This window comes from Vandammella animalimorsus (assembly GCF_002285285.1).
Classification (GTDB): Bacteria; Pseudomonadota; Gammaproteobacteria; order Burkholderiales; family Burkholderiaceae_C; genus Lampropedia; species Lampropedia animalimorsus.
The window spans coordinates 280945-301870 of record NZ_NSJF01000004.1; the positions used below are offsets into that span (position 1 = coordinate 280945).

General features: G+C 65.0%; 17 protein-coding genes. 14 read left to right on the forward strand and 3 right to left on the reverse strand.

Annotated features, from left to right (window positions below):
* The first annotated feature begins 36 nt into the window (after positions 1 to 36).
* The 4 genes from CK620_RS09500 (at position 37) to cgtA (ending at position 3416) form a co-directional block, all read left to right on the forward strand.
* Complete coding sequence (locus CK620_RS09500) at positions 37 to 1425, forward strand: GspE/PulE family protein (protein ID WP_095550139.1); 1389 nt, start codon at positions 37 to 39, stop codon at positions 1423 to 1425.
* 208 nt (positions 1426 to 1633) lie between these two features.
* Positions 1634 to 1945 (forward strand): 50S ribosomal protein L21, encoded by a 312-nt coding sequence (rplU, locus tag CK620_RS09505; RefSeq protein ID WP_095540063.1) that lies wholly within the window; start codon positions 1634 to 1636, stop codon positions 1943 to 1945.
* A gap of 34 nt (positions 1946 to 1979) precedes the next feature.
* Positions 1980 to 2240: a 50S ribosomal protein L27 gene (rpmA, locus tag CK620_RS09510; protein WP_095542078.1), complete on the forward strand. Its 261-nt coding sequence runs from the start codon at positions 1980 to 1982 to the stop codon at positions 2238 to 2240.
* Between the two features lie 111 nt (positions 2241 to 2351).
* Complete coding sequence (cgtA, locus tag CK620_RS09515; protein ID WP_095550086.1) at positions 2352 to 3416, forward strand: Obg family GTPase CgtA; 1065 nt, start codon at positions 2352 to 2354, stop codon at positions 3414 to 3416.
* 183 nt (positions 3417 to 3599) lie between these two features.
* Here the strand turns inward: cgtA and CK620_RS09520 are convergent, their stop codons facing one another.
* Together CK620_RS09520 and CK620_RS09525 are read right to left on the reverse strand one after the other, a co-directional pair.
* The gene (locus CK620_RS09520; protein WP_095550087.1) at positions 3600 to 4742 is read right to left on the reverse strand and encodes a glycosyltransferase family 4 protein; all 1143 of its coding nucleotides are present in this window, start codon (positions 4740 to 4742) and stop codon (positions 3600 to 3602) included.
* Positions 4743 to 4764: 22 nt separating this feature from the next.
* Positions 4765 to 5610 (reverse strand): glycosyltransferase, encoded by an 846-nt coding sequence (locus tag CK620_RS09525; RefSeq protein ID WP_143326035.1) that lies wholly within the window; start codon positions 5608 to 5610, stop codon positions 4765 to 4767.
* Positions 5611 to 5664: 54 nt separating this feature from the next.
* On the opposite strand from CK620_RS09525, the gene CK620_RS09530 reads away from it, so the two are divergent.
* Positions 5665 to 9741, forward strand: coding sequence for a methyltransferase domain-containing protein (locus CK620_RS09530; RefSeq protein WP_095550088.1), 4077 nt, complete (start codon positions 5665 to 5667; stop codon positions 9739 to 9741).
* Positions 9742 to 9861: 120 nt separating this feature from the next.
* On the opposite strand, the gene CK620_RS09535 is transcribed toward CK620_RS09530, so the two are convergent.
* Positions 9862 to 12060, reverse strand: coding sequence for a malate synthase G (locus tag CK620_RS09535; protein WP_095550089.1), 2199 nt, complete (start codon positions 12058 to 12060; stop codon positions 9862 to 9864).
* Between the two features lie 270 nt (positions 12061 to 12330).
* Between CK620_RS09535 and CK620_RS09540 the strand changes: the two genes are divergently transcribed.
* The 9 genes from CK620_RS09540 to CK620_RS09580 all read left to right on the forward strand — a co-directional run bounded on the left by CK620_RS09540 (position 12331) and on the right by CK620_RS09580 (position 20862).
* On the forward strand, positions 12331 to 13371 hold the full coding sequence (locus CK620_RS09540) for a LysR family transcriptional regulator (protein WP_095550090.1): 1041 nt from the start codon (positions 12331 to 12333) through the stop codon (positions 13369 to 13371).
* 253 nt (positions 13372 to 13624) lie between these two features.
* Positions 13625 to 14518, forward strand: coding sequence for an amino acid ABC transporter substrate-binding protein (locus CK620_RS09545; protein WP_095542168.1), 894 nt, complete (start codon positions 13625 to 13627; stop codon positions 14516 to 14518).
* A 342-nt stretch (positions 14519 to 14860) separates the two neighbouring features.
* Positions 14861 to 15616, forward strand: a complete 756-nt coding sequence (locus CK620_RS09550; RefSeq protein ID WP_095550091.1) for an amino acid ABC transporter permease — start codon at positions 14861 to 14863, stop codon at positions 15614 to 15616.
* A gap of 1 nt (position 15617) precedes the next feature.
* Positions 15618 to 16283, forward strand: coding sequence for an amino acid ABC transporter permease (locus tag CK620_RS09555; protein WP_095550092.1), 666 nt, complete (start codon positions 15618 to 15620; stop codon positions 16281 to 16283).
* 39 nt (positions 16284 to 16322) lie between these two features.
* Entirely contained in the window at positions 16323 to 17060 is a 738-nt protein-coding gene (locus tag CK620_RS09560) for an amino acid ABC transporter ATP-binding protein (protein WP_095539878.1), read from the forward strand.
* Between the two features lie 93 nt (positions 17061 to 17153).
* On the forward strand, positions 17154 to 17882 hold the full coding sequence (locus CK620_RS09565) for a TetR/AcrR family transcriptional regulator (protein ID WP_095550093.1): 729 nt from the start codon (positions 17154 to 17156) through the stop codon (positions 17880 to 17882).
* Positions 17879 to 18955, forward strand: a complete 1077-nt coding sequence (locus tag CK620_RS09570; protein ID WP_095550094.1) for a C4-dicarboxylate TRAP transporter substrate-binding protein — start codon at positions 17879 to 17881, stop codon at positions 18953 to 18955. Before CK620_RS09565 ends, CK620_RS09570 begins: the two co-directional genes overlap by 4 nt.
* A 27-nt stretch (positions 18956 to 18982) precedes the next feature.
* Entirely contained in the window at positions 18983 to 19537 is a 555-nt protein-coding gene (locus tag CK620_RS09575; RefSeq protein WP_095550095.1) for a TRAP transporter small permease subunit, read from the forward strand.
* On the forward strand, positions 19534 to 20862 hold the full coding sequence (locus tag CK620_RS09580) for a TRAP transporter large permease (protein ID WP_095550096.1): 1329 nt from the start codon (positions 19534 to 19536) through the stop codon (positions 20860 to 20862). The genes CK620_RS09575 and CK620_RS09580 overlap by 4 nt, the downstream gene beginning before the upstream one ends.
* Positions 20863 to 20926: the final 64 nt, after the last annotated feature.

The window sequence follows — 20926 nt, forward strand, 5'->3', positions numbered from 1 at the left end:
GCTGCTGCGCCGCCCATTCAGTCGCCCATGGCCGCCTTGCACTACCCCCTGCCCTATGCCTTTGCCCGCAGCGCCCAGCTGCTGCTGGAGGACGATGGCACCCGCCTGACGCTGTGGCACGGGCCCAGCCCCAATGCCAGCGCGCTGGGCGAAGTGCTGCGCAACTACCCGCAATTCGAGCCCCAGCCGCTGGACGCCGCCGCCCTGGCGCAGCGCATCAGCGCCGCCTATTCCGGCGGTGACTCCGACGCCGCGCTGGTGGTCAGCGAAGTCGAAGGCGTGGCCGACCTGACCCGCATGATGCAGGAGCTGCCCGCCGTGGAAGACCTGCTCGAAGCCGCCGACGACGCGCCCATCATCCGCATGCTCAACGCCCTGCTGACCCAGGCCGCGCGCGATGGCGCCAGCGACATCCACATCGAGCCTTATGAGCGCCACTCCAGCGTGCGGCTGCGCGTCGATGGCAGCCTGCGCGAGATCGTGCAGCCCAACCGTGCGCTGCACGGCGCGCTGATCTCGCGCCTGAAGATCATGGCCGATCTGGACATCGCCGAAAAACGCCTGCCGCAGGACGGCCGCATCGCCCTGCGCCTGGGCACGCGCGCCATTGACGTGCGCGTCTCCACCCTGCCCAGCGCGCATGGCGAGCGCGCCGTGCTGCGCCTGCTGGACAAAAGCGAAGGCCGCCTGAGCCTGGAAGCCGTGGGCATGCAGGGCCAGACCCTGGCGCAGTTCGAGCGCCTCATCCACCAGCCGCACGGCATCCTGCTCGTCACCGGCCCCACCGGCTCGGGCAAGACCACCACGCTTTACGCCGCGCTGCACCGGCTGGACGCGCGCGCGCAAAACATCATGACGGTGGAAGACCCCATCGAATACGAGCTGCCCGGCGTGGGCCAGACCCAGGTCAACAGCAAGATCGACCTCACCTTCGCCACCGCGCTGCGCGCCATCCTGCGCCAGGACCCGGACGTCATCATGATCGGCGAGATCCGCGACTTCGAAACCGCGCAAATCGCCATCCAGGCCTCGCTGACCGGCCACCTGGTGCTGGCCACGCTGCACACCAACGACGCCGCCAGCGCCGTCACGCGCCTGATCGACATGGGCGTGGAGCCGTTCTTGCTTTCCTCCTCGCTGCTGGGCGTGCTGGCCCAGCGCCTGGTGCGCAAATACTGCACGCACTGCCACGGCAAAGGCTGCGGGCACTGCAACCAAAACGGCTACCACGGCCGCACCGGTCTGTTCGAACTGCTGGTGGTGGACGAGGCCATCCGCGCCCTCATCCACGGCGAGCAGGCCGAAGCCGCCATCCGCGAGCACGCCCTGGCCCACGGCATGCAACTGATGCGCGAGGACGGCCAGCGCCTGGTGCAAGCGGGCATCACCAGCTTCGAGGAAGTGCTGCGCGTCACGCGCGATTGATGCTTCAAAGGTTTGCACGAAAGGCCCAAGGCCGCTACAATGCGCGGTTCATTTGCCCGGCTTGGCGCTGCCTGGTGCTTTTTGCCATTGTGCTGCTGGCCAAACGCAGCAGCGCGTAGGGCAGGTGCAAATCCCGTCATTGCGTTTTTTCCTTTCTTGGCCGGCAGCGGCCAGGCAGGGCAAGAACCTCGTTTTTTGGATGAATCACATGTACGCAGTCATAAAAACCGGCGGCAAGCAGTATCGCGTTGCAGCCGGCGACAAAATCAAGGTAGAACAGATCGCTGCGGACGTGGGCCAGGAAATCGTGCTCGATCAAGTGCTTGCCATCGGCAACGGCGCTGATCTGAAAATCGGCACGCCATTGGTTTCCGGTGCCAGCGTCAAGGCGACTGTGCTCTCGCAGGGCAAGCACGACAAAGTGCGCATCTTCAAGCTGCGCCGTCGCAAGCACTACCAGAAGCATCAAGGCCATCGCCAGCGCTACACCGAGCTGCAGATTGGCGATATCGCTGCATAACACAGCACCTCACGCAGCAGGAAAGGATTAAGACATGGCACAGAAAAAAGGCGGCGGCTCTACGCGCAACGGTCGCGACTCCAAGCCCAAGATGCTGGGTGTCAAGGCCTATGGTGGCGAGCTGGTCAGCGCCGGCTCGATCATCGTTCGTCAGCGTGGCACTCGCATGCACGCTGGCACCAATGTCGGCATGGGCAAGGACCACACGCTGTATGCACTGGTCGATGGGCACGTGGTATTCCGCAACAAGGGTGCGCTGAACAAGCACACCGTGGAAATCGCCCCTGCGGCCTGATCGGTCTGCGCCCGTAGCAAACGCTGCGGGCGGCAGCAGTGGTTTTGACAAAAGCCCCGCCCTGCGGGGCTTTTGTCGTTGGTGAATGACTTCAGTTCAAGAGGGCGCATCATGAAATTTGTTGACGAAGCCTATATCGATGTGGCGGCAGGCGATGGCGGCAATGGCTGCGCCTCATTCCGCCATGAAAAGTTCAAGGAGTTTGGCGGGCCCGATGGCGGCGATGGCGGGCGCGGCGGCCATGTCTACATCGTGGCCGACACCAACCTCAACACGCTGGTGGATTTCCGCTACGCGCGCCGCCATGAGGCCAAGCGCGGCCAGCACGGCATGGGCTCGGACATGTTCGGTGCCGCCGGCGCCGACCTGACGCTGCGCGTGCCGGTGGGCACCATCGTCAGCAATGCCGACAGCGGCGACGTGCTGATGGAGCTGCTGGTGCCAGGCGAAAAGCGCATCCTGGCCAAGGGCGGCGATGGCGGCTTTGGCAACCTGCACTACAAGAGCTCGACCAATCGCGCCCCGCGCCAGAAGACCCTGGGCCGGCCAGGCGAGCGCAAAAGCATCAAGCTGGAGCTGAAGGTGCTGGCCGACGTCGGGCTGCTGGGCCTGCCCAATGCGGGCAAGTCCACCTTCATCACGGCGGTTTCGAACGCCCGGCCCAAGGTGGCCGACTACCCGTTCACGACGCTGCACCCCAACCTGGGCGTGGTGCGCGTAGGGCCGGAGCAAAGCTTCGTCGTGGCCGACATCCCCGGTCTGATCGAGGGCGCTTCCGAAGGCGCAGGCCTGGGCCACCAGTTCCTGCGCCACCTGCAGCGCACCGGCTTGCTGCTGCACATCGTGGACGTGGCGCCGTTTGACGACAGCGTCGATCCCGTGGCCCAGGTGCAGGCCATTGCCGAGGAGCTGCGCAAATACGACCCGCAGCTGTACGACAAGCCGCGCTGGCTGGTGCTCAACAAGGTGGACATGCTCGACAACGCTGCGCGCAGCGCCATGCTCGACAAAATGCGCCAGGGCCTGCAATGGCAGGGGCCGATCTACGAGATCTCGGCACTGGCGCGCGAGGGCTGCGAGCGCCTGGTGCGCGACATCTACCAGTACCTGCAGGCTCAGAAGCCCCCCACCGAACAGGAGCAGGCCGAGCGCTTCGATCCGCGCTTTGATCGTTGAGAGCCTCTGTTCACGGTCTCGGTACGCGTGGGCAAGAAGCGGTTTGGACTGGGCTGCAAAACGCAAAACACCGCCATATGGCCCCCCAGCCATGGCGAGGCTTTGCCAGACCAAAGCCGCCCCAATCCACTTCCATTGCCTGCCCTGCAGGGGCTTTGAGCAGGTTCTAAGCCTCTGCCGCGATTACGGCGCAGCGTCGTCGTCGCCCGGCGGGCGCGAGCTGCGCCAGCGCATGTAGGCTGGCACCTTGAAGCGCACGATGGTGATGTAGGCAAAGGTGTAGAGGCCGGCAAACAGCACGCAACAGGCCAACAGCACCCAGGTGGTGTGCCAGAACAGAATGGCCGGCAGCACCGTCAGCACGGTAAAGCCCCACAAATAGGGCGAGGTGCGGTTGTTGCGCATCAGCATGTCGCGCGCCTCGTTGTCGTCATCGAAGACGCGGTGCACGATGCGGCGGTAAATCAGCTGGTGGATGTGCAGTGCATCGGCCACGCCCGGCGAGCTACCCCGCACCCATTTGCGGTACATGGAAAACAGCGTCTCCCACACTGGGTAGATCAGCAGCAGCAACGGGAACCAGGGCGAGACCATCGGGTGGCGCTGCACCAGCAAAATGCTGCCGATGGACAGCACGCTGCCCCACAGGTAGGCGCCGCCGTCGCCCGCAAACAGCAGCCCGCGCGGGTAGTTCCAGATCAAAAAGCCGCCGCTGGCCGCTGCCGTGACCAGAAACACCACGGCCAGCGTGCGGTCCTGCACCTGGATGCTCACGTGCGCCAGCGCCAGCGCCACGATGATGGCCACCATGCCGGCCAAGCCGTTGTAGCCGTCGATGATGTTGAAGGCGTGCGGCAAGCCCGCAATGGCCAGCAGCGCAATGGCCACGCCCAGCCAGGGCCACAGCCCGGGGGCGGCATCCAGCCAGGCAATGTCCAGTCGCGGCACGCTCACCCCCAGCCAGGCCACGGCCAGCAAAGCGCTGGCCAAAGTCAGCGCAAAGCGCCAGCGCACGGCCATGCGCTGGCTCAGATCTTCGAGCACGCCGCCCAGCACCGCCGGCACCATGCACAGGCCCCAGCACAGCACCCACCAACCCAGCTGCAGGCCAGCGGCGTCACCCCGCAGGGTTTGCAACACACCCACGCAAATGGCCACGCCCATGCCTGCGGCCAGCGCCACGCCGCCCAGGCGCGGCACATCGCCCATATGGAAGCGCTGCGGCATATCGCCCGGATAGCGCCTGGCATGGCGACGCGCACTGCGCACCAACAGTCCGGCAGTGATGGCGGTGACAAAGAACGCACAGACGCACAGCAACAGCATCGCTTAGACCTTGTACAAAAAATCACTGCAATGCACGGCGCTGGGCGCTGGGGTGGTGGCGGGCCCAGCGGAAGCTGGGCAGGCGCCACAGCCGCAGCAGGCTGTGCACATGCCACAGCAGCGGCCGCAGCTGGCGGCGGCTGGCGCGCTGCGCCAGATGCTGCATGCGGGTCTGGGCGCGCACCAAGGCGCCAATGTCGCGCCGCACACGCAGGCTCAGGTCCACATCCTCGCAGTACATGTGAAAGCCTTCGTCGAAGCCGCCCAGGCGCTGCCAATCGCGCAGTCGCAGCACCATGCAGGCGCCGCTGACCCAATCCACCACCTGCTCCTGACGCCCCAGCACGCGCCGACGCCACAGATTGCCCAGGCTGGGCAGGGCGCGCTCGTTGTCCTGCACCTGACCTTGGGCATCGAGCAGCCGCGGATAGGCCAGGCCAGTGCCCGGCGCGCGCAACGCCGCCACCAGCTGTGCCAGCGGCTGGGCATCGAGCAGCTGAACGTCAGGGTTGAGAATGCAAATGTGCGTGGGCATGTCGGCACAGGCGGCGAGAGTGGCGATGGCGGCATTGTGATTGCGGCCAAAGCCAGCGGGCGCGCTATTACAAACGATTTCCAGTGTGAAAGGCAGCGCGCCCTGGGCCTGCAGGGCCTGCAGGGCCTGTTGCAGCGCTGGCTCCGGAACATTCAGTGTCACAATCACGCGGCCCAGGCAGGGCTCTGCCTGCTGCTGCAGTTGCCGCACCAGCGCCTCGATCCACTGGCCGTGGCCGTGGCTGACGATGGATACGGCCACGCACTCGCGCTCCGGGCTGGGCGATGCCGCAGACCGCTGCGCACCAGCAAACACCGCGTTCGAATCAGGCATGGGCAGTTGCAGAGCTGGCCCGGCAATGCCCAGGCCAATGGTTGACAAGAGACGATGACACTTTCCACGAACGAACTGCACATCTACCTGCGCAATATCGACGACGGCGAGCGCACTTCCCTGTCCGTGCTGGTACAGGAAATCGCCCCGGGCAGCCAGGTGCTGGACCTGGGCTGCGGCAGCGGCGCGCTGGGCCAGTACCTGCACACGAAAAAGCAATGCACCGTCGATGGCGTGACCTTCAACGATGCCGAGGCGGAACTGGCCAGACCCTATTATCGTCAGGTCGCCGTCGCCAATCTGGAGCTGACGCTGCCCAGCGCACTGTTTGGCGAGCAGCGCTACGACGCCATCGTCTGCGCCGACATCCTGGAGCACCTGCGCCAGCCCCAGGCCGTGCTGGCCGACCTGCGCCAGCTGCTGAAGCCAGCCGGGCAGCTGCTGATCTCCATCCCCAACAGCAGCTATGCGGGGCTGGTCGCCGAGCTGGTCGAGGGCGAGTTCCGCTACCGCGAAGAAGGTCTGCTCGATGCCACGCATGTGCGCCACTTCACGCGCCGCTCGCTGCTGCGCCTGCTGCAAGAGCAAGGCTGGCAGGTGCAGCAATTGCAGGCCATCGAGCGGCCACTGCAGGAGTCGGAGTTCAAGCAGGCCTTCGACGCCCTGCCGCCCGCCGCGGCGCGCTACCTCTTGGCCGCGCCCGATGCGCTGACCTACCAGTTCATCGTCAGCGCCTCAGCGCATGAGGGCCAGGCGCCGGACAACACGCCCTGGCTGCTGCCACAGGCCGAGGCACTGCCCGGCCAGACGCTGGCGCGCCAGGCCCATTTCTCGGCCCAGCTGTACTGGGACGAGGGCCAGGGCTTTGCCGAAGAACGCAAGCTGGTGCAGCCCGGCGCCATAGGCCAGCCACGGCAAACCCTGCGCTTTGCGCTGCCCGTACCAGCGGCGCAGCTGCATGGGCTGCGGCTGGACCCCGCCGACCGGCCTGGCATCCTCTACCTGCACGCGCTGCGCCTGTTCGATGCGCAGCAGCGCCCGCTGTGGCAGTGGCAGCCCGATGCCGACGGCCAGCCGCTGCTGCAAGCCGCGCCCTCACAACAAATCGCCTGGGGCGGCGCCCTGCTGGGCCAGGCGCAAGCCATGCCACTGATACTGACCGGTGACGACCCCTGGCTGCAGCTTCCGCTGGACCTGGCCCGGCTGCAGCAGGCCGAATCCCCAGGCCCGCTGACGCTGGAAGTGGAGCTGGGCTGGCCCATGTCGGCCGATTACCTCAGCCTGGTGGGCCAGGTGCAACCACTGGAGCGCGCGCAGCGCCAACTGCACGAGCAGCTGCAGGCCCAGGGCGAGCGCCTGGCGCAGATCTGGCGCGACCATGAGCAACTGGCCCAGGCCCATGCCCAACTGCAGGGCGAACGCGCCCAGCTGCACACCGCACACGAAGCGCTGCAGGCCCGGTGGCAGCACACCGAGCAGGAAGCGCGGCAAGTGTTTGCCGAGCGCGCCCAGGCCCAGGCCGAAGTGGCCGATCTGCACCAGCAACTGCGCGGCATGGCCGAGCACCTGCAAAACATGCGCAATTCGCGCCCATTCCGCTACACCAGGCCGCTGGTGCGCATGCGCGACTGGGGCCGCCAGCTGCTGCAAGGCCCAGGCCAGACCGCTGCCAACCCCGCAGCCCCCCCGCCACCGGCACCGGCTGGCCTGGCCAATGCCACGGCAGGCGCCCCTGCCCAAGACCCAGCCGCCAGCGCCCCCGTGCCCGCGCCGCTGGGCGAGACCGTGGACATCGTCGTGCCGGTTTACCGCGGCCTGGCCGACACCCAGCTGTGCGTCGAATCGGTGCTGGCCAGCCCGGTGCGCGCGCCCTACCGGCTGATCGTCATCAACGACTGCAGCCCCGAGCCCGAAGTCACCGAGTGGCTGCGCCAGAAGGCCGCGGCCGAGCCGCGCATCACGCTGCTGGAAAACGAGCAGAACCTGGGCTTCGTGGGCACCGTCAACCGGGGCATGCAGGCCTCGCAAAGCCACGACGTGCTGCTGCTCAACAGCGATACCGAAGTGGCCAACGACTGGCTGGACCGGCTGCGCCGCACGGCCTACGCCGCTGCCAACGTTGGCACGGTCACGCCCTTTTCCAGCAATGCGACGATCTGCAGCTACCCGGTGTTCTGCGCCGCCAACCCCCTGCCGCCAGGGCAGACCACAGCTTCGCTGGACCAACTCTTTGCCCAGGCCAATGCCGGCGCCCATGTGGACGTGCCCACCGGCGTGGGCTTTTGCATGTACATCCGCCGCGACTGCCTGCAGGACGTGGGCCTGTTCGACGAGGAGCACTTCGGCAAGGGCTACGGCGAGGAAAACGACTTCTGCCAACGCGCCATCGCCAAGGGCTGGCGCAACCTGCATGCGCTGGACACCTACGTGCTGCACACCGGCGGCGTGAGCTTTGGCGAGAGCAAAAGCCCGCGCGAGCAGGCCGCCATGCAAACCCTGCGCCAGCTGCACCCCAGCTACGAGCTGCAGGTGCATGAATTCCTGGCGCGCGACCCGGCCCGGCCTGCGCGGCTGGCCGTGGACTGGCTGCGCCACACCGACGCAGGGCGCAAGCCCATCGTGCTGGCCGTGCAGCACCAGCGCGGCGGCGGCACCGAGCGCCATGTGCTGGAGCTGGCGCAAAGCCTGGCCGAGCAAGCCGTGTTCCTGTCGCTGCGCCCGGCGGGCGCGCAGCGCGTGCAGCTGCAGCTCATCGAATGCGCCCCGGCGGCACAGGCAAAGGCAGAAGCTGAGGCCGACGCCAATCCCGATACCCACATCAGCGCCGCCGCCCAGCCACAGGCCCGGCTTTCCAAACAATGGTCGCTGCTGTTCGATCTGGGTACGCAGCGCGATGAGCTGCTGCAATGGCTCAAGGCCCTGCCCGTGGCCCACATCCACTACCACCACCTGCTGGGCCATGAACGCCTGATCTGGGAGCTGCCGCAGCTGCTGGGCATGGAGTACGACTTCACCGTGCACGACTTCTACAGCTTCTGCACCAACATCAGCATGACTGGGCGCAGCGGCCGCTACGAAGTCGATGCCCAGGGCGAATGCTGCGGCGGCCAGCACCCGGCGCCCATCCCCGCCGTCGAGCAGGACATCGCCGGCTGGCGCCTGCGCAACCGGCTGCTGCTCGAAGGCGCGCGCCAGGTACTGGCCCCCAGCCTGGACGCGGCTGTACGCATCCAGCGCTTTGCGCCTCAGGCGCGGGTGCGCTTGGCGCCGCACACCGATGTGCAGGCCAGCGCCCTGCCCCAACCCGCACCGCGTCCCCTGCCAGCCCAACGGCCGCTGCGCATTGCCGTCATCGGTGCGCTCAGCGTCATCAAAGGCGCCGACGTGCTCGAAGCCGTGGCGCGCCTGGCCAAACAGCAGGGCGCGGCGCTGGAATTTCACCTCATCGGCTTTGCCTACCGCCATCTGCAAACCGCCCCGGCCAGCGCGCTGCACGTGCATGGCCAATACGACGAGCAAGACCTGCCGGCCATCCTGCAGCGCCTGGCGCCCGATCTGGTCTGGCTGCCCGCGCAGTGGCCCGAGACCTACAGCTATACCCTCAGCGCGGCGCTGCAGCAAGGCCTGCCCGTGGTTGTGCCCGACCTGGGCGCCTTTGCCGAGCGCGTTGCAGGCCGGCCCTGGAGCTGGGTTCTGCCCTGGGACTGCACGCCCGCGCAATGGCTGGAACATCTGCTGGCCCTGCGCGAGCGGCATTTCCTCACCGGCAATGCGCCCACACCGCCCGAGCTGCCCACGGCACTGGCGCAGTACCCAGCCCAGAACACCGCCGAGCACACGCCAAGCTGGGACTATGCACAGCACTACCTGCCCCCAGCCAACAACGACGGCGCACCCGCCGCCAGCTCCCAGGCCACAGCCCAGGCCGTGGCTGGTGCCCATGCCTTCGCGCGGGCCTTGCAGGCCGCCCCAGCCCACCAGCAAACAGGCTTGCATGGCGGCGCACAGGGCCTGCGCAGCACCATCCTGACGCAACTTGTGCGGCTGCGCGCCATGCCTGCGCTGCGCCCCGTGGCCCGCGCCATCCCGCCCCGGCTGCAAACCCGCGTCAAGAGCTGGCTGCAGCGCTGAAAGCCGAGACTCAAAGCCTGTTCACGATTTCGGCGCGAATAGGCCACAGATGGACGTACTGAAAGCCCGCTCCTTTGCAGGAAGCGGGCTTTTCACAGCGCGGTGCGGCAAACCGCTGCCTCAGGCGGCCGCCTTGCGACGCAGGCGCCAGGCGTGCAGCAGGGGCTCGGTGTAGCCGCTGGGCTGCTGCACCCCTTTGAACACCAGGTCGGTGGCGGCGCGGTAGGCGTAGGAGTCGGCAAAGCGCCCAGCCATGTTCTGATAAAGCGGGTCGCCCGCGTTTTGTGCGTCAACGACGGCGGCCATGCGCTCGAAGGTCTCGCGCACCTGCTGCTCGCTGACCACGCCATGGGCCAGCCAGTTGGCGATGTGCTGGCTGGAGATGCGCAGCGTGGCGCGGTCTTCCATCAGGCCGATGTTGTTGATGTCGGGCACCTTGGAGCAGCCCACGCCCTGGTCGATCCAGCGCACCACGTAGCCGAGGATGCCCTGGATGTTGTTGTCCAGCTCCTGCTGTTTTTCTTCCTCGCTCCACTTGGCCGCCTGCACCACGGGGATGTGCAGCAAATCGGCCAGCAGGCCATCGCGCACGCTTTCGTAGTCCGTCTGGCCCAGCTCGGCCTGGATGCTGGGCACGTCCACCTGGTGGTAGTGCAGCGCGTGCAGGGTAGCGGCCGTGGGCGAGGGCACCCAGGCGGTGTTGGCGCCAGCCTTGGGGTGGCCGATTTTCTGCTCCAGCATCTGCGCCATCAGATCGGGCATGGCCCACATGCCCTTGCCGATCTGCGCACGGCCGCGCAGTCCGCAGGACAGGCCCACCAGCACGTTGTTCTTCTCGTAGGCGGCGATCCAGGCGCTGGTCTTCATGTCGCCCTTGCGGAACACCGGGCCGGCCTGCATGACGCTGTGGATTTCATCGCCGGTGCGGTCCAGGAATCCGGTGTTGATGAAAGCCACGCGCGCCGGGGCGGCGGCGATGCAGGCCTTGAGGTTGACGGAAGTGCGGCGCTCCTCGTCCATGATGCCGAGCTTGACGGTGTGCTCGGGCAGGCCCAGCAGCTTTTCCACGGCGCCAAACAAGGCGTTAGCAAAGGCCACTTCGGCCGGGCCATGCATCTTGGGCTTGACGATGTAGACCGAGCCCTTGCGCGAGTTGCGGATACCGTTCTGGCCGTGGCCTTGCAGGTCGTGCATGGCAATGGCCGTGGTGATGGCCGCGTCCATGATGCCCTCGGGGATTTCCTGGCCCTGCTCGCCCCAGAGGATGGCCGGGTTGGTCATCAAGTGGCCAACATTGCGCACGAACATCAGCGAGCGGCCATGCAGGCGCAGGGGCTGACCATCGACGCCGGTGTATTCGCGGTCCGGGTTCAGGCTCCGCGTGAAGCTGCGCCCGCCCTTGCTGACCTGCTCAGTCAGCGTGCCCTTGAGGATACCCAGCCAGTTGGCGTAGCCGGCGATTTTGTCCTCAGCATCGACGGCGGCCACGGAATCTTCCAAATCGAGGATGGTGGACAGCGCCGCCTCCAACACCACGTCGCTGATGCCGGCCGCGTCGCCCTGCCCGATGGGGGTGCTGCGGTCGATCTGGATGTCGATGTGCAGGCCGTTGTGCACCAACAGCACCGACGAGGGCGCATCGGCCTGGCCCTGGTAACCCACCAGCTGCGCTGCATCCTGCAGGCCGGTGCTCAGGCCATTGCCCAACGAGACCACCAGCTTGCCGCCCTCGATGGCCAGGCCCGTGGCCTGCTGGTAGGAGCCATTGGCCAGCGGCGCAGCCGCATCCAGGAACTGGCGCACATAGGCAATCACCTTGGCGCCGCGCACTGGGTTGTAACCGGCGCCAGCCTCGGCGCCGCCATCGCTGGGGATGGCGTCCGTGCCGTACAGCGCGTCGTACAGCGAACCCCAGCGCGCATTGGCCGCGTTGAGCGCATAGCGCGCGTTCAGAATGGGCACCACCAGCTGCGGCCCGGCCAGCTTGGCCAGCTCGTCGTCCACCTGCTCGGTAGTGGCCTGGGCGTCGGCCGGGTTGGGCACGATGTAGCCAATGCCTTCCAGAAAGCTGCGGTAGGCGCCAATGTCCTGAATCGGGCCGGGGTGGGCACGGTGCCACTTGTCCAGCTCGGCCTGCAGCCGCTCGCGCTCAGCCAGCAATGCAGCATTCTTGGGCGCGAACTCATGCACGATGGCAGCAAAGCCCTTCCAGAACACTTCGCTGTCGATGCCAGTGCCAGGCAGCACCTGCTCGTCCACAAAGGACTTCAGCGCCGGGGCCACTTGCAGGCCATGCACAGGGGTGCGGGTGGAACTCATGAAAACACTCCGGTAAAAATGATCGAGAGGGCGTACTGTATGCAATCTTTCAGTCCGTATCAGACAAGCAAAAATACAATCGCCATTGACGAAAAGTAAAAAATTAGCCCGCGCAACGCGGTTATGCAGCACACAGCAGTAGTAAAAGACAGCCCAGCCCTCAGGGGTTTTGAGATTGGGTTTGCGAAGCGGTTTTTCCGAGGCAAAAGCCGCAGATGCCAGGCCAGAACTCCGCCGTAACATTCCATCTCAGCCCCCAGCGCAGCCCCCATGGACAAGTTCAAAGCCATCGAAACCTTTGTGCGCGTGGCCAGCCAGGGCAGCCTCAGCGCTGCGGCCAGGTCGGAGCAGGTGGTGCCGGCCATCGTCGGCCGCCGGCTCGACGCGCTGGAGGCGCACCTGGGCGTCAAGCTGCTGGTGCGCACCACGCGCCGCATCACCCTGACGCGTGAAGGCGCAGCTTTTTTAGAAGACTGCCAGCGCCTGCTGGCCGACTGGGCGGACGCCGAGGCCAGCGTCTCGGCCGGCAATGTGCGCGCCAGCGGCTCGCTGCGCATCACCGCACCGGCTGGCTTCGGCCGCCGCCATGTGGCGCCGCTGGTGCCACAGTTCCAGGCCCAACACCCGCAGCTGCGCATCTCGCTGAACCTCAGCGACCGCCTGGTGGACCTGACCGGCGAAGGCTACGACTGCGCGGTGCGCGTGGGCGATCTGCCCGACTCCAGCCTGGTGAGCATCCGCCTGGCCGACAACCGCCGCCTGTGCGTGGCCGCGCCCAATTACATCGCCCAGCACGGCCAGCCGCGCCACCCGACCGAGCTGGCGCAACACAACTGCCTGGGCCTGTCCAGCGAAGCCTCGCAAAGCCGGGGCTGGGCCTTTTCCGTACCGGATGACCAAAGCCAGCCATCTGGTGGCAAGGGGCGGCCGCGCCATTCAAGCGCGCCACGCGAGCCAGCGCGGCACATTGTCTACATCAAACCGCGCGGCTGGCTGGACTGCAGCGACGGCCAGGTGCTGCACGACTGGTGCCTGGCCGGGCACGGCGTGGCCTGGCGCAGCCTCTGGGAGGTGCAAGACGACTTGGCACAAGGCCGCCTGGTGCAGCTGCTGGAAGCCTTTGCCGCACCGCCCAACGGCATCTACGCCGTACTGCCCGAGCGCCGCCACGTGCCGCTGCGCGTGCGGCTGTGGATCGACTTCCTGCGCCAGCACTACGGCCAGCCGCACTTCTGGCTGCGCCCCAAGGATGCGCTCTATACCCCTATGAGCGCCAACAACAGGGCCAGCAAAACTGTCAATCAATCCTGATTCAGCATTTTGCGATAATGCCCCGCTTTAGAACCCGTTCAGAGTTTCGGTGCGACTGCGCAAAAAGCGGTTTTGGATGGACTGCAAAAGGCACAAAAACACTGCCATAGCCCCGGCTAGGGCAAGGCTTTGTGCAACGCTGCAGACCGCCCTCATCCGCTTCCCTTGCCTAGCGTGCGGAGGCTTTGAACTGGCTCTTACGCCGCTGATGTACAAAGGCGGCTCTGCATTCATTCCATCAAAGGAGCACGTGATGAAAAAACAAGTTTTTGCCCTGGCCATTCTGGCCGCCGCTGCCACGGCCACCGTGGCCCAAGCCGATACGCTGGAGAAGATCAAAAACTCCGGCGAGGTGACGCTGGGCGTGCGTGAGTCCTCCGGCCTGGGCTACACGCTGGGCAATGGCGTGTACGTGGGCTTCCACACCGAGATGGCAGAAAACATCATCAAGGATTTGGAAAAAGACCTGGGCAAACCGCTGAAGATCAAGTACCAGCCCATCACCTCGCAAAACCGCATCCCGCTGGTGACCAACGGCACCGTCGATTTCGAATGCGGCTCGACCACCAACAACCGCGCTCGCCAGAAGGAAGTGGACTTTGCCCACACCACCTACGTGGAAGAAGTGCGCATGGCCACCAAGAAGGACTCGGGCATCCAGTCTGTGGCTGATCTGAACAACAAGACCATTGCCGTCACCACCGGCACGACTTCGGTGCAAACGCTGCGCAAGCACCGCCGCGCCGAGGGCGTGAGCTTCAAGGAAGTCATGGGCAAGGACCACGCCGACAGCTTCCTGCTGCTGGAGACCGGCCGCGCCGATGTGTTCGTGATGGACGGCTCCATCCTGGCGGCCAATATCTCCAAATCGCGCACACCGGACAACTATCGCATCGTCGGCGAAGTCCTCAGCGTCGAGCCCATCGCCTGCATGCTGCGCAAGAACGACGACGCCTTCAAGGCCGCGATCAACAAGAGCATCGAGCGCCAAATGAAGGACGGCACGCTGGAGAAACTGTGGGACAAGTGGTTCCTGCAGCCCACGCCGCCAGCCAACACCGTGGTCAATCTGCAGCTGTCGGAAAGCACCAAAAAAGCCTGGGCCGACCCCAACAGCAAGCCGATGGAAGACTACCAGGTGGAATAAACGCCTGGAAACAATAGCCCGGGGCCGCAGGCCTGCTGCCCCGTCAAACGCTCCGTTGGCAGGACGCCGCTCCCGCCGACGGGGCGTTTTTGAATCTGGCTGCGGCAGGGCTTGCTGAGATTTGGTTTGCAAAGCGGTTTTTCGAGGCAGAAGCCGCAGATGCAAGGCGAAAATGCGCGCAGGCTTACACACCTTGCAAGCATTTTCCAACGCAGCATGCGGCGTTTTGACCGAAAAGGCCGCCCGCAATACTGAATCTCAACAGCGCCTAGGCCGCCCGAATCCGCAGTGCATACGGCGCTGCATTGGGCGCAGACCTGGCTTGGTCATCAGGAGGACGCAATGAACTGGGATTGGCAAGTCTTTTGCCAGGACAACATCAGCAACGAAGTGGTGCAAGGCTGCTTTGGCAAAGGCGGAGACATCACGTACCTGGACTGGATGCTCTCGGCCTGGGGTTGGACCCTGGCCGTGGCCGGGCCGTCGCTGCTGCTGGCACTGCTGGTGGGCTCGGTCATCGGCACCATCCGCACCTTGCCCAACAGCCCCTGGCTGGTGCGCCTGGGCAATGCCTGGGTGGAGCTGTTTCGCAATATCCCGCTGCTGGTGCAGATCTTCCTCTGGTACCACGTCGTGCCCAGCCTGTTTCCCGCCATGCGCGCCCTGCCCGGCTTTGTGCTGGTGGTGCTGGCGCTGGGCTTTTTCACCTCGGCGCGCATTGCCGAGCAGGTGCGCGCTGGCATCCAATCGCTGCCGCGCGGCCAGCGCTATGCCGGCATGGCGCTGGGCCTGACCACGCTGCAGTGCTACCGCTACGTGCTGCTGCCCATGGCCTTTCGCATCATCATCCCGCCACTGACCAGCGAGACGATGAACATCCTCAAAAACACCTCGGTGGCCTTCGCCGTATCCATTGCCGAACTGACCATGTTCGCCATGCAGGCACAAGAGGAAACCGCCCGCGGTGTGGAAATCTACCTGGCGGTCACGGCGCTCTACGCCTTGTCGGCCTTTGCCGTCAACCGCATCATGGCATTCATCGAACAGCGCGTGCGCGTGCCTGGCTTCATCGCCGGCGCTGCCGCAGGGGGGCATTGAGATGGGCTTTGACTGGAGCTTCTACAACTGGGACATCGTCAGCCAGTACATCCTCAAGGGGCTGTACTTCAGCCTGTACTTGACGGTGATTGCCACACTGGGCGGCATCTTCTTTGGCACGCTGCTGGCCATGATGCGCCTGTCGGGCAGCAAATGGCTGCAAGTGCCTGCCACCATCTACGTCAACGGCATGCGCAGCATCCCGCTGGTGATGGTCATCCTGTGGTTCTTCCTGCTCGTGCCACTGATCACCGGCCGCTCGGTTGGGGCCGAGCTCTCGGCCATCATCACTTTCATCGCCTTCGAGGCGGCGTACTTCAGCGAAATCATGCGCGCGGGCATCCAGTCGATCCCGCGCGGCCAGATCCATGCAGGCCAGGCGCTGGGCATGAGCTACGCGCAAAACATGCGCCTGGTGATCCTGCCGCAAGCCTTTCGCAACATGCTGCCGGTGCTGCTGACGCAGACCATCATCCTGTTTCAGGACACCTCGCTGGTCTACGCCATCGGTGCCTACGACATGCTCAAGGGCTTCGAGACCGCCGGGCGCAACTTTGGCCGCATGGTCGAGGCCTACATCGGCGCCGCTGCGGTGTACTTCATCATCTGCTTCTCCCTCTCCAGGCTGGTTAAACACCTGAACCAGAAAATCGCCATCATCCGTTGAGGCCGCCCCCGCGCGGCTCAGCCCCAGCAAAGGTTTTCCATGATCGAACTGAAAAACGTCTCCAAGTGGTATGGCGAGGTGCAAGTGCTCAACAACTGCACCACGCGCATCGAGAAAAGCGAAGTCGTCGTCGTGGCCGGGCCCTCGGGCTCGGGCAAATCCACCCTCATCAAAACCATCAACGCGCTCGAACCCTTCCAAAAAGGGGAAATCTGGGTGGACGGCGTGCCCGTGCACGACCCCAAGACCGACCTGCCCAAGCTGCGCAGCCGCGTGGGCATGGTGTTCCAGCACTTCGAGCTGTTCCCGCACCTGTCCGTGCAGGACAACCTGACCCTGGCGCAAATCAAGGTATTGGGGCGCAACCCCAGCGACGCCAAGGCCCACGGCCTCAAATACCTCGACCGCGTAGGCCTGATGGCGCACAAGGACAAATTTCCCGGCCAACTCTCGGGCGGCCAGCAACAGCGCGTGGCCATTGCACGCGCCCTGTCCATGGACCCCATCGTCATGCTGTTTGACGAACCGACCTCGGCGCTGGATCCGGAAATGGTCGGCGAAGTGCTCGACGTCATGGTCGGCCTGGCCAACGAAGGCATGACCATGATGGTCGTGACCCACGAAATGGGCTTTGCCCGCAAAGTCGGCAGCCGCGTGATCTTCATGGACGTGGGCGGCAAAATCCTCGAAGACTGCAGCACCCAGGAATTCTTCGGCAACCCCGAAGCGCGCCAGCCCCGCACCAAGGACTTCCTGCAGAAAATCCTGTCGCACTGAGCGCCTGCTCACGTTCTCGATACGATTGCCCGCCATCAGGCTCAGGGTTTGTACGACTGTTCAATGACATTGAACGATCGTTCAATGTCTGGCATGCTCACACCGTCCGCCCCTGCATCCCATTCAAAAGACCCTGTACTTGGCCGCCCCCGAGCCACTGATGCTGCGCGGCGTGACCGGCGCGCCGACATCCTGCTGGCCGCCGAGCGGCTATTTGCCCAGCGGGGCTACCACGCTGTTTCGCTGCGTCAGATTGCCGCCGAGGCCAGCGTGCCTCTGGCATTGGTGAGCTACCACCATGGCAGCAAGCAAGAGTTGTTTCACGCCATCTTCGCGCACTGGAAGCCAACCCTGGATGCCCGCCTGCAACGCCTAGCCGCGGTGCGCCACCAGGCCGACGGTGGCAGCGATGCGCTGCCACGCATCGTGCAGGCCTTTGTCGAACCAGTCTTGCAGCTGCGCTCCAGCGCTGAGGGCGAGTACTACGCCATGCTCGTGGCCCGTGAGGTGGCACTGGGCTCCAGCGATCTGGGCAGCGTGCTGCACGATTTTTTCGATCCCCTAGCCAATGCCTTCATCGATGCATTGCATGCCGCACGCCCCCAGGCCACACGCACCCAGGCCGCCTGGGCCTACCAATTCGCGCTGGGCGCGCTGCTGCACCACTTGTGCGACAAGCGCATCGGGCCTCTCTCCCACGGCCAAGCATTGCCCAACGATGCGCAGGCCGCACCCCTGTTGCAACGCTTCATTTGCTGTGGCATCGATGCCGTGCTGAACCCACCATCCTCCCTGCCCGTTTCCGAAGGAGATACACCATGAAACGACGAACCACGCTGTTGCTCTGGGCTGCTCTGCTGGCCTGGCTGGGATTGACCGGCCACGCTGCGCACGCGCAGCAAACCATTCGCCTGACCGCCGCTGGCGGCCATCCGCCAGTATTCCTATGGGTCAAGCTGATCGACGAATTCTTCATCCCCGAAGTAGACCGGCGCTTGGCCGATGCGGGCAATCAGCACCGCATCGAATGGACCCGCGCCTGGGGCGGCACGCTGATCAAGATTGGCGCTGAATCCAAGGGCATTGCCGACGGCGTGGCCGATCTGGGCTTCGTTGGCACCCTGTTCGAGGCATCGCGCTTTCCGCTGCAAAACGTCAGCTATTACGCGCCTTTTGGCACCGAGAACATCGCCACCGTCACCCAGGTGGTGGACGACATGCAAGACAGCATCGCCGCCATGGGACAGGCCTGGACAAAAAACGGCCTAGTCTACCTAGGCGGCGCGGCATTGGACACATACCACATCTGGACAAACTTCCCCATCCGCTCCGTGGACGACTTGAAGGGCAAAAAAATCACCGCGCCCGGCTCATCGGCCAACTGGATTGCCGGCACGGGCGCAATCGCTGTGGCGGGCAACCTGAACACCTATTACGAGGACATCAAGTCCGGGGTTTCCAGTGGCGTCATCACCTTTGCCACGGGCGCCTGGGGCGCCAAGGTGCATGAAGTGGCGCCCTACATCACCCAGGTCAACTTTGGCTCGCAATACGCGGGCGGCGTGGTCATGAACAAGCGCCGCTTCGAGCGCCTGCCGCCCGAGGTGCAGCAAATCTTGCGCGAGGTGGGCGCCGAGTATCAGCAGCGCTTTGCCGCCGCACAAACCCAGGCGGCTGCCAGCGTGCTGCAAAAAATGGAGGCAGCCGGGGCCAAGATGAGCGTACTCCCAGCCGAAGAACGCAAACGCTGGGCCGATACGCTGGCACCTGTGGCCCAGACTTGGGCCACCGAGCTACAGGCCAAGGGCCTGCCCGGCAGCCAGGTGCTGCAAAGCTTCATGGAGGGTCTGAAAAAAGCCGGCGTGCAGCCAGCGCGCGACTGGTCACAGCAATAACCTGGGCTGCCGCTGCCTGGAGGGCACATGAGCATGCACACGCACGGCACCACAGACACTAATCAACCGCTGCCTGCAGGCTGGCAGCGGCTCACACAGGCGCTCAATGCGCTGGGCACACTGTGGATCGTGGCCCTGATGCTGCTGATCAATGCCGATGTGATCGGTCGAGGCTGGCTCGACATGCCCGTGCGTGGCGTCACCGAGCTGGTCTCGCTGTCCATCGTCGGCATCGTGTTCCTGCAGCTGGCCGATACGCTGGCAGCTGGGCGCATGACGCGCGCTGACATCCTGCTCGGGCGCCTGCAGCGCTCGCGACCTGCGTGGGCAGCCATTCTGCAGGCCGTGTACCACCTGGCTGGAGCCCTGCTGATGGGCATCATTGTGTGGGCGGCCTGGCAACCATTGGTGGAGTCGATCCGCATCCAGGAGCACATCGGCGCCGTCGGCGATTTCACTGCACCGGTCTGGCCAGTGCGTCTGATCATGCTGATCGGCATGGGTACAACGCTGCTCACATTCCTGCTGCTGGCACTGCAGGACATGCGCAGCATAGGCAAAGTGCCAAGGAGCATGGCATGAGCGCCATCACGGTAGCCGCCCTGTCGCTGCTGTGCATGCTGGCATTGATCTGGGCCGGCATGCATGTGGCCGTGGCGCTGGGCCTGATCTCCTTCATCGGCGTATGGCTGATCCGAGGTGACCCGGCCATCGCCGCCAACCTGTTGGCGCAGGCCAGCCAGGATGCCATTGCCAGCCACATTTTCGGCGTCGTTCCACTGTTCGTGTTGACGGGGCTGCTGGTGGCGCGCGCCGATGTCGGCAAGGATGCCTTCGAGGTGGCCAACCAGCTGCTGCGCCGCGTGCGCGGTGGGCTGGGCATTGCCACCGTGGCCTCCAACGCGGTGTTTGCCGCCATCACGGGCATTTCCATTGCCTCGGCCGCGGTTTTTACGCGCGTGGCCGTGCCGCAAATGTTGCGCTTTGGCTATCAGCCACGCTTTGCGGTCGGCGTCGTAGCCGGTTCATCGGTGCTGGGCATGCTGATCCCGCCAAGCCTGCTGATGATCCTCTACGGTTTCCTGTCCAACCAATCGGTAGGCGATTTGTTCACGGCCGGCATTGTTCCGGGACTGCTGCTGGCATTGGCCTATGCAGTGGGCATTGTGCTCATGGCAAGGTTCTGGCCACACGCCGTCTACGCCGCCCGCTCAGAGGCCGCCGATGCCGAAAACCTGCTCTCGCCCACCGCCATGGCCGCCAAGCTGCTGCCCAGCATCGTGCTCATCGCCACCGTGCTGGGGGGGCTGTATGCCGGCTACTTCACCGCCACCGAGGCAGGCGCCGTCGGCGCAGCTCTGGCGCTGCTCATTGCCCTGGTGCGCCGCAAGCTCACATTCAACGCACTGTGGGGCGTGCTGACCGAAACAGGCCACGTCACCGTCTCTGTCAGTTTTCTCATCATCTGTGCCAGCATCTACACACGCATGCTGGCCATGTCTGGCTTACCGCAGTTTCTGGTCGAGTACATGGCGCAAATGGGGCTGGGGCCCAAGGGGTTTCTGCTGCTTTACGTGGCCATCGTCATCGCCCTGGGCATGGTGATCGATTCTTCCTCGATCCTGCTGATCGTGCTGCCACTGATGCTGCCCATCGCCGAGCAGTTCGGCATGAACCTGATCTGGTTTGGCGTGGTGACCGTGGTCGCGGTAGAAATCGGCCTGCTCACACCGCCATTTGGCCTGTCGGTCTACGTCATCAAAAGCACTCTGCGTGAGCCATCCATCGCCTTGGGCGAGATCTTTCGCGGCACCCTGCCGTTCACGCTGATGATGTTGGCCGTATTGTTGGTGCTCATCTTTGTGCCACAGCTGAGCCTGCTGCTGCTCAAGACGCCCGGAGGATGAAACCCTTTTGCACCTTGCACGCACAGGCCACACTGGGCAGAGCCATGCTGGCGCCCACCCCAGC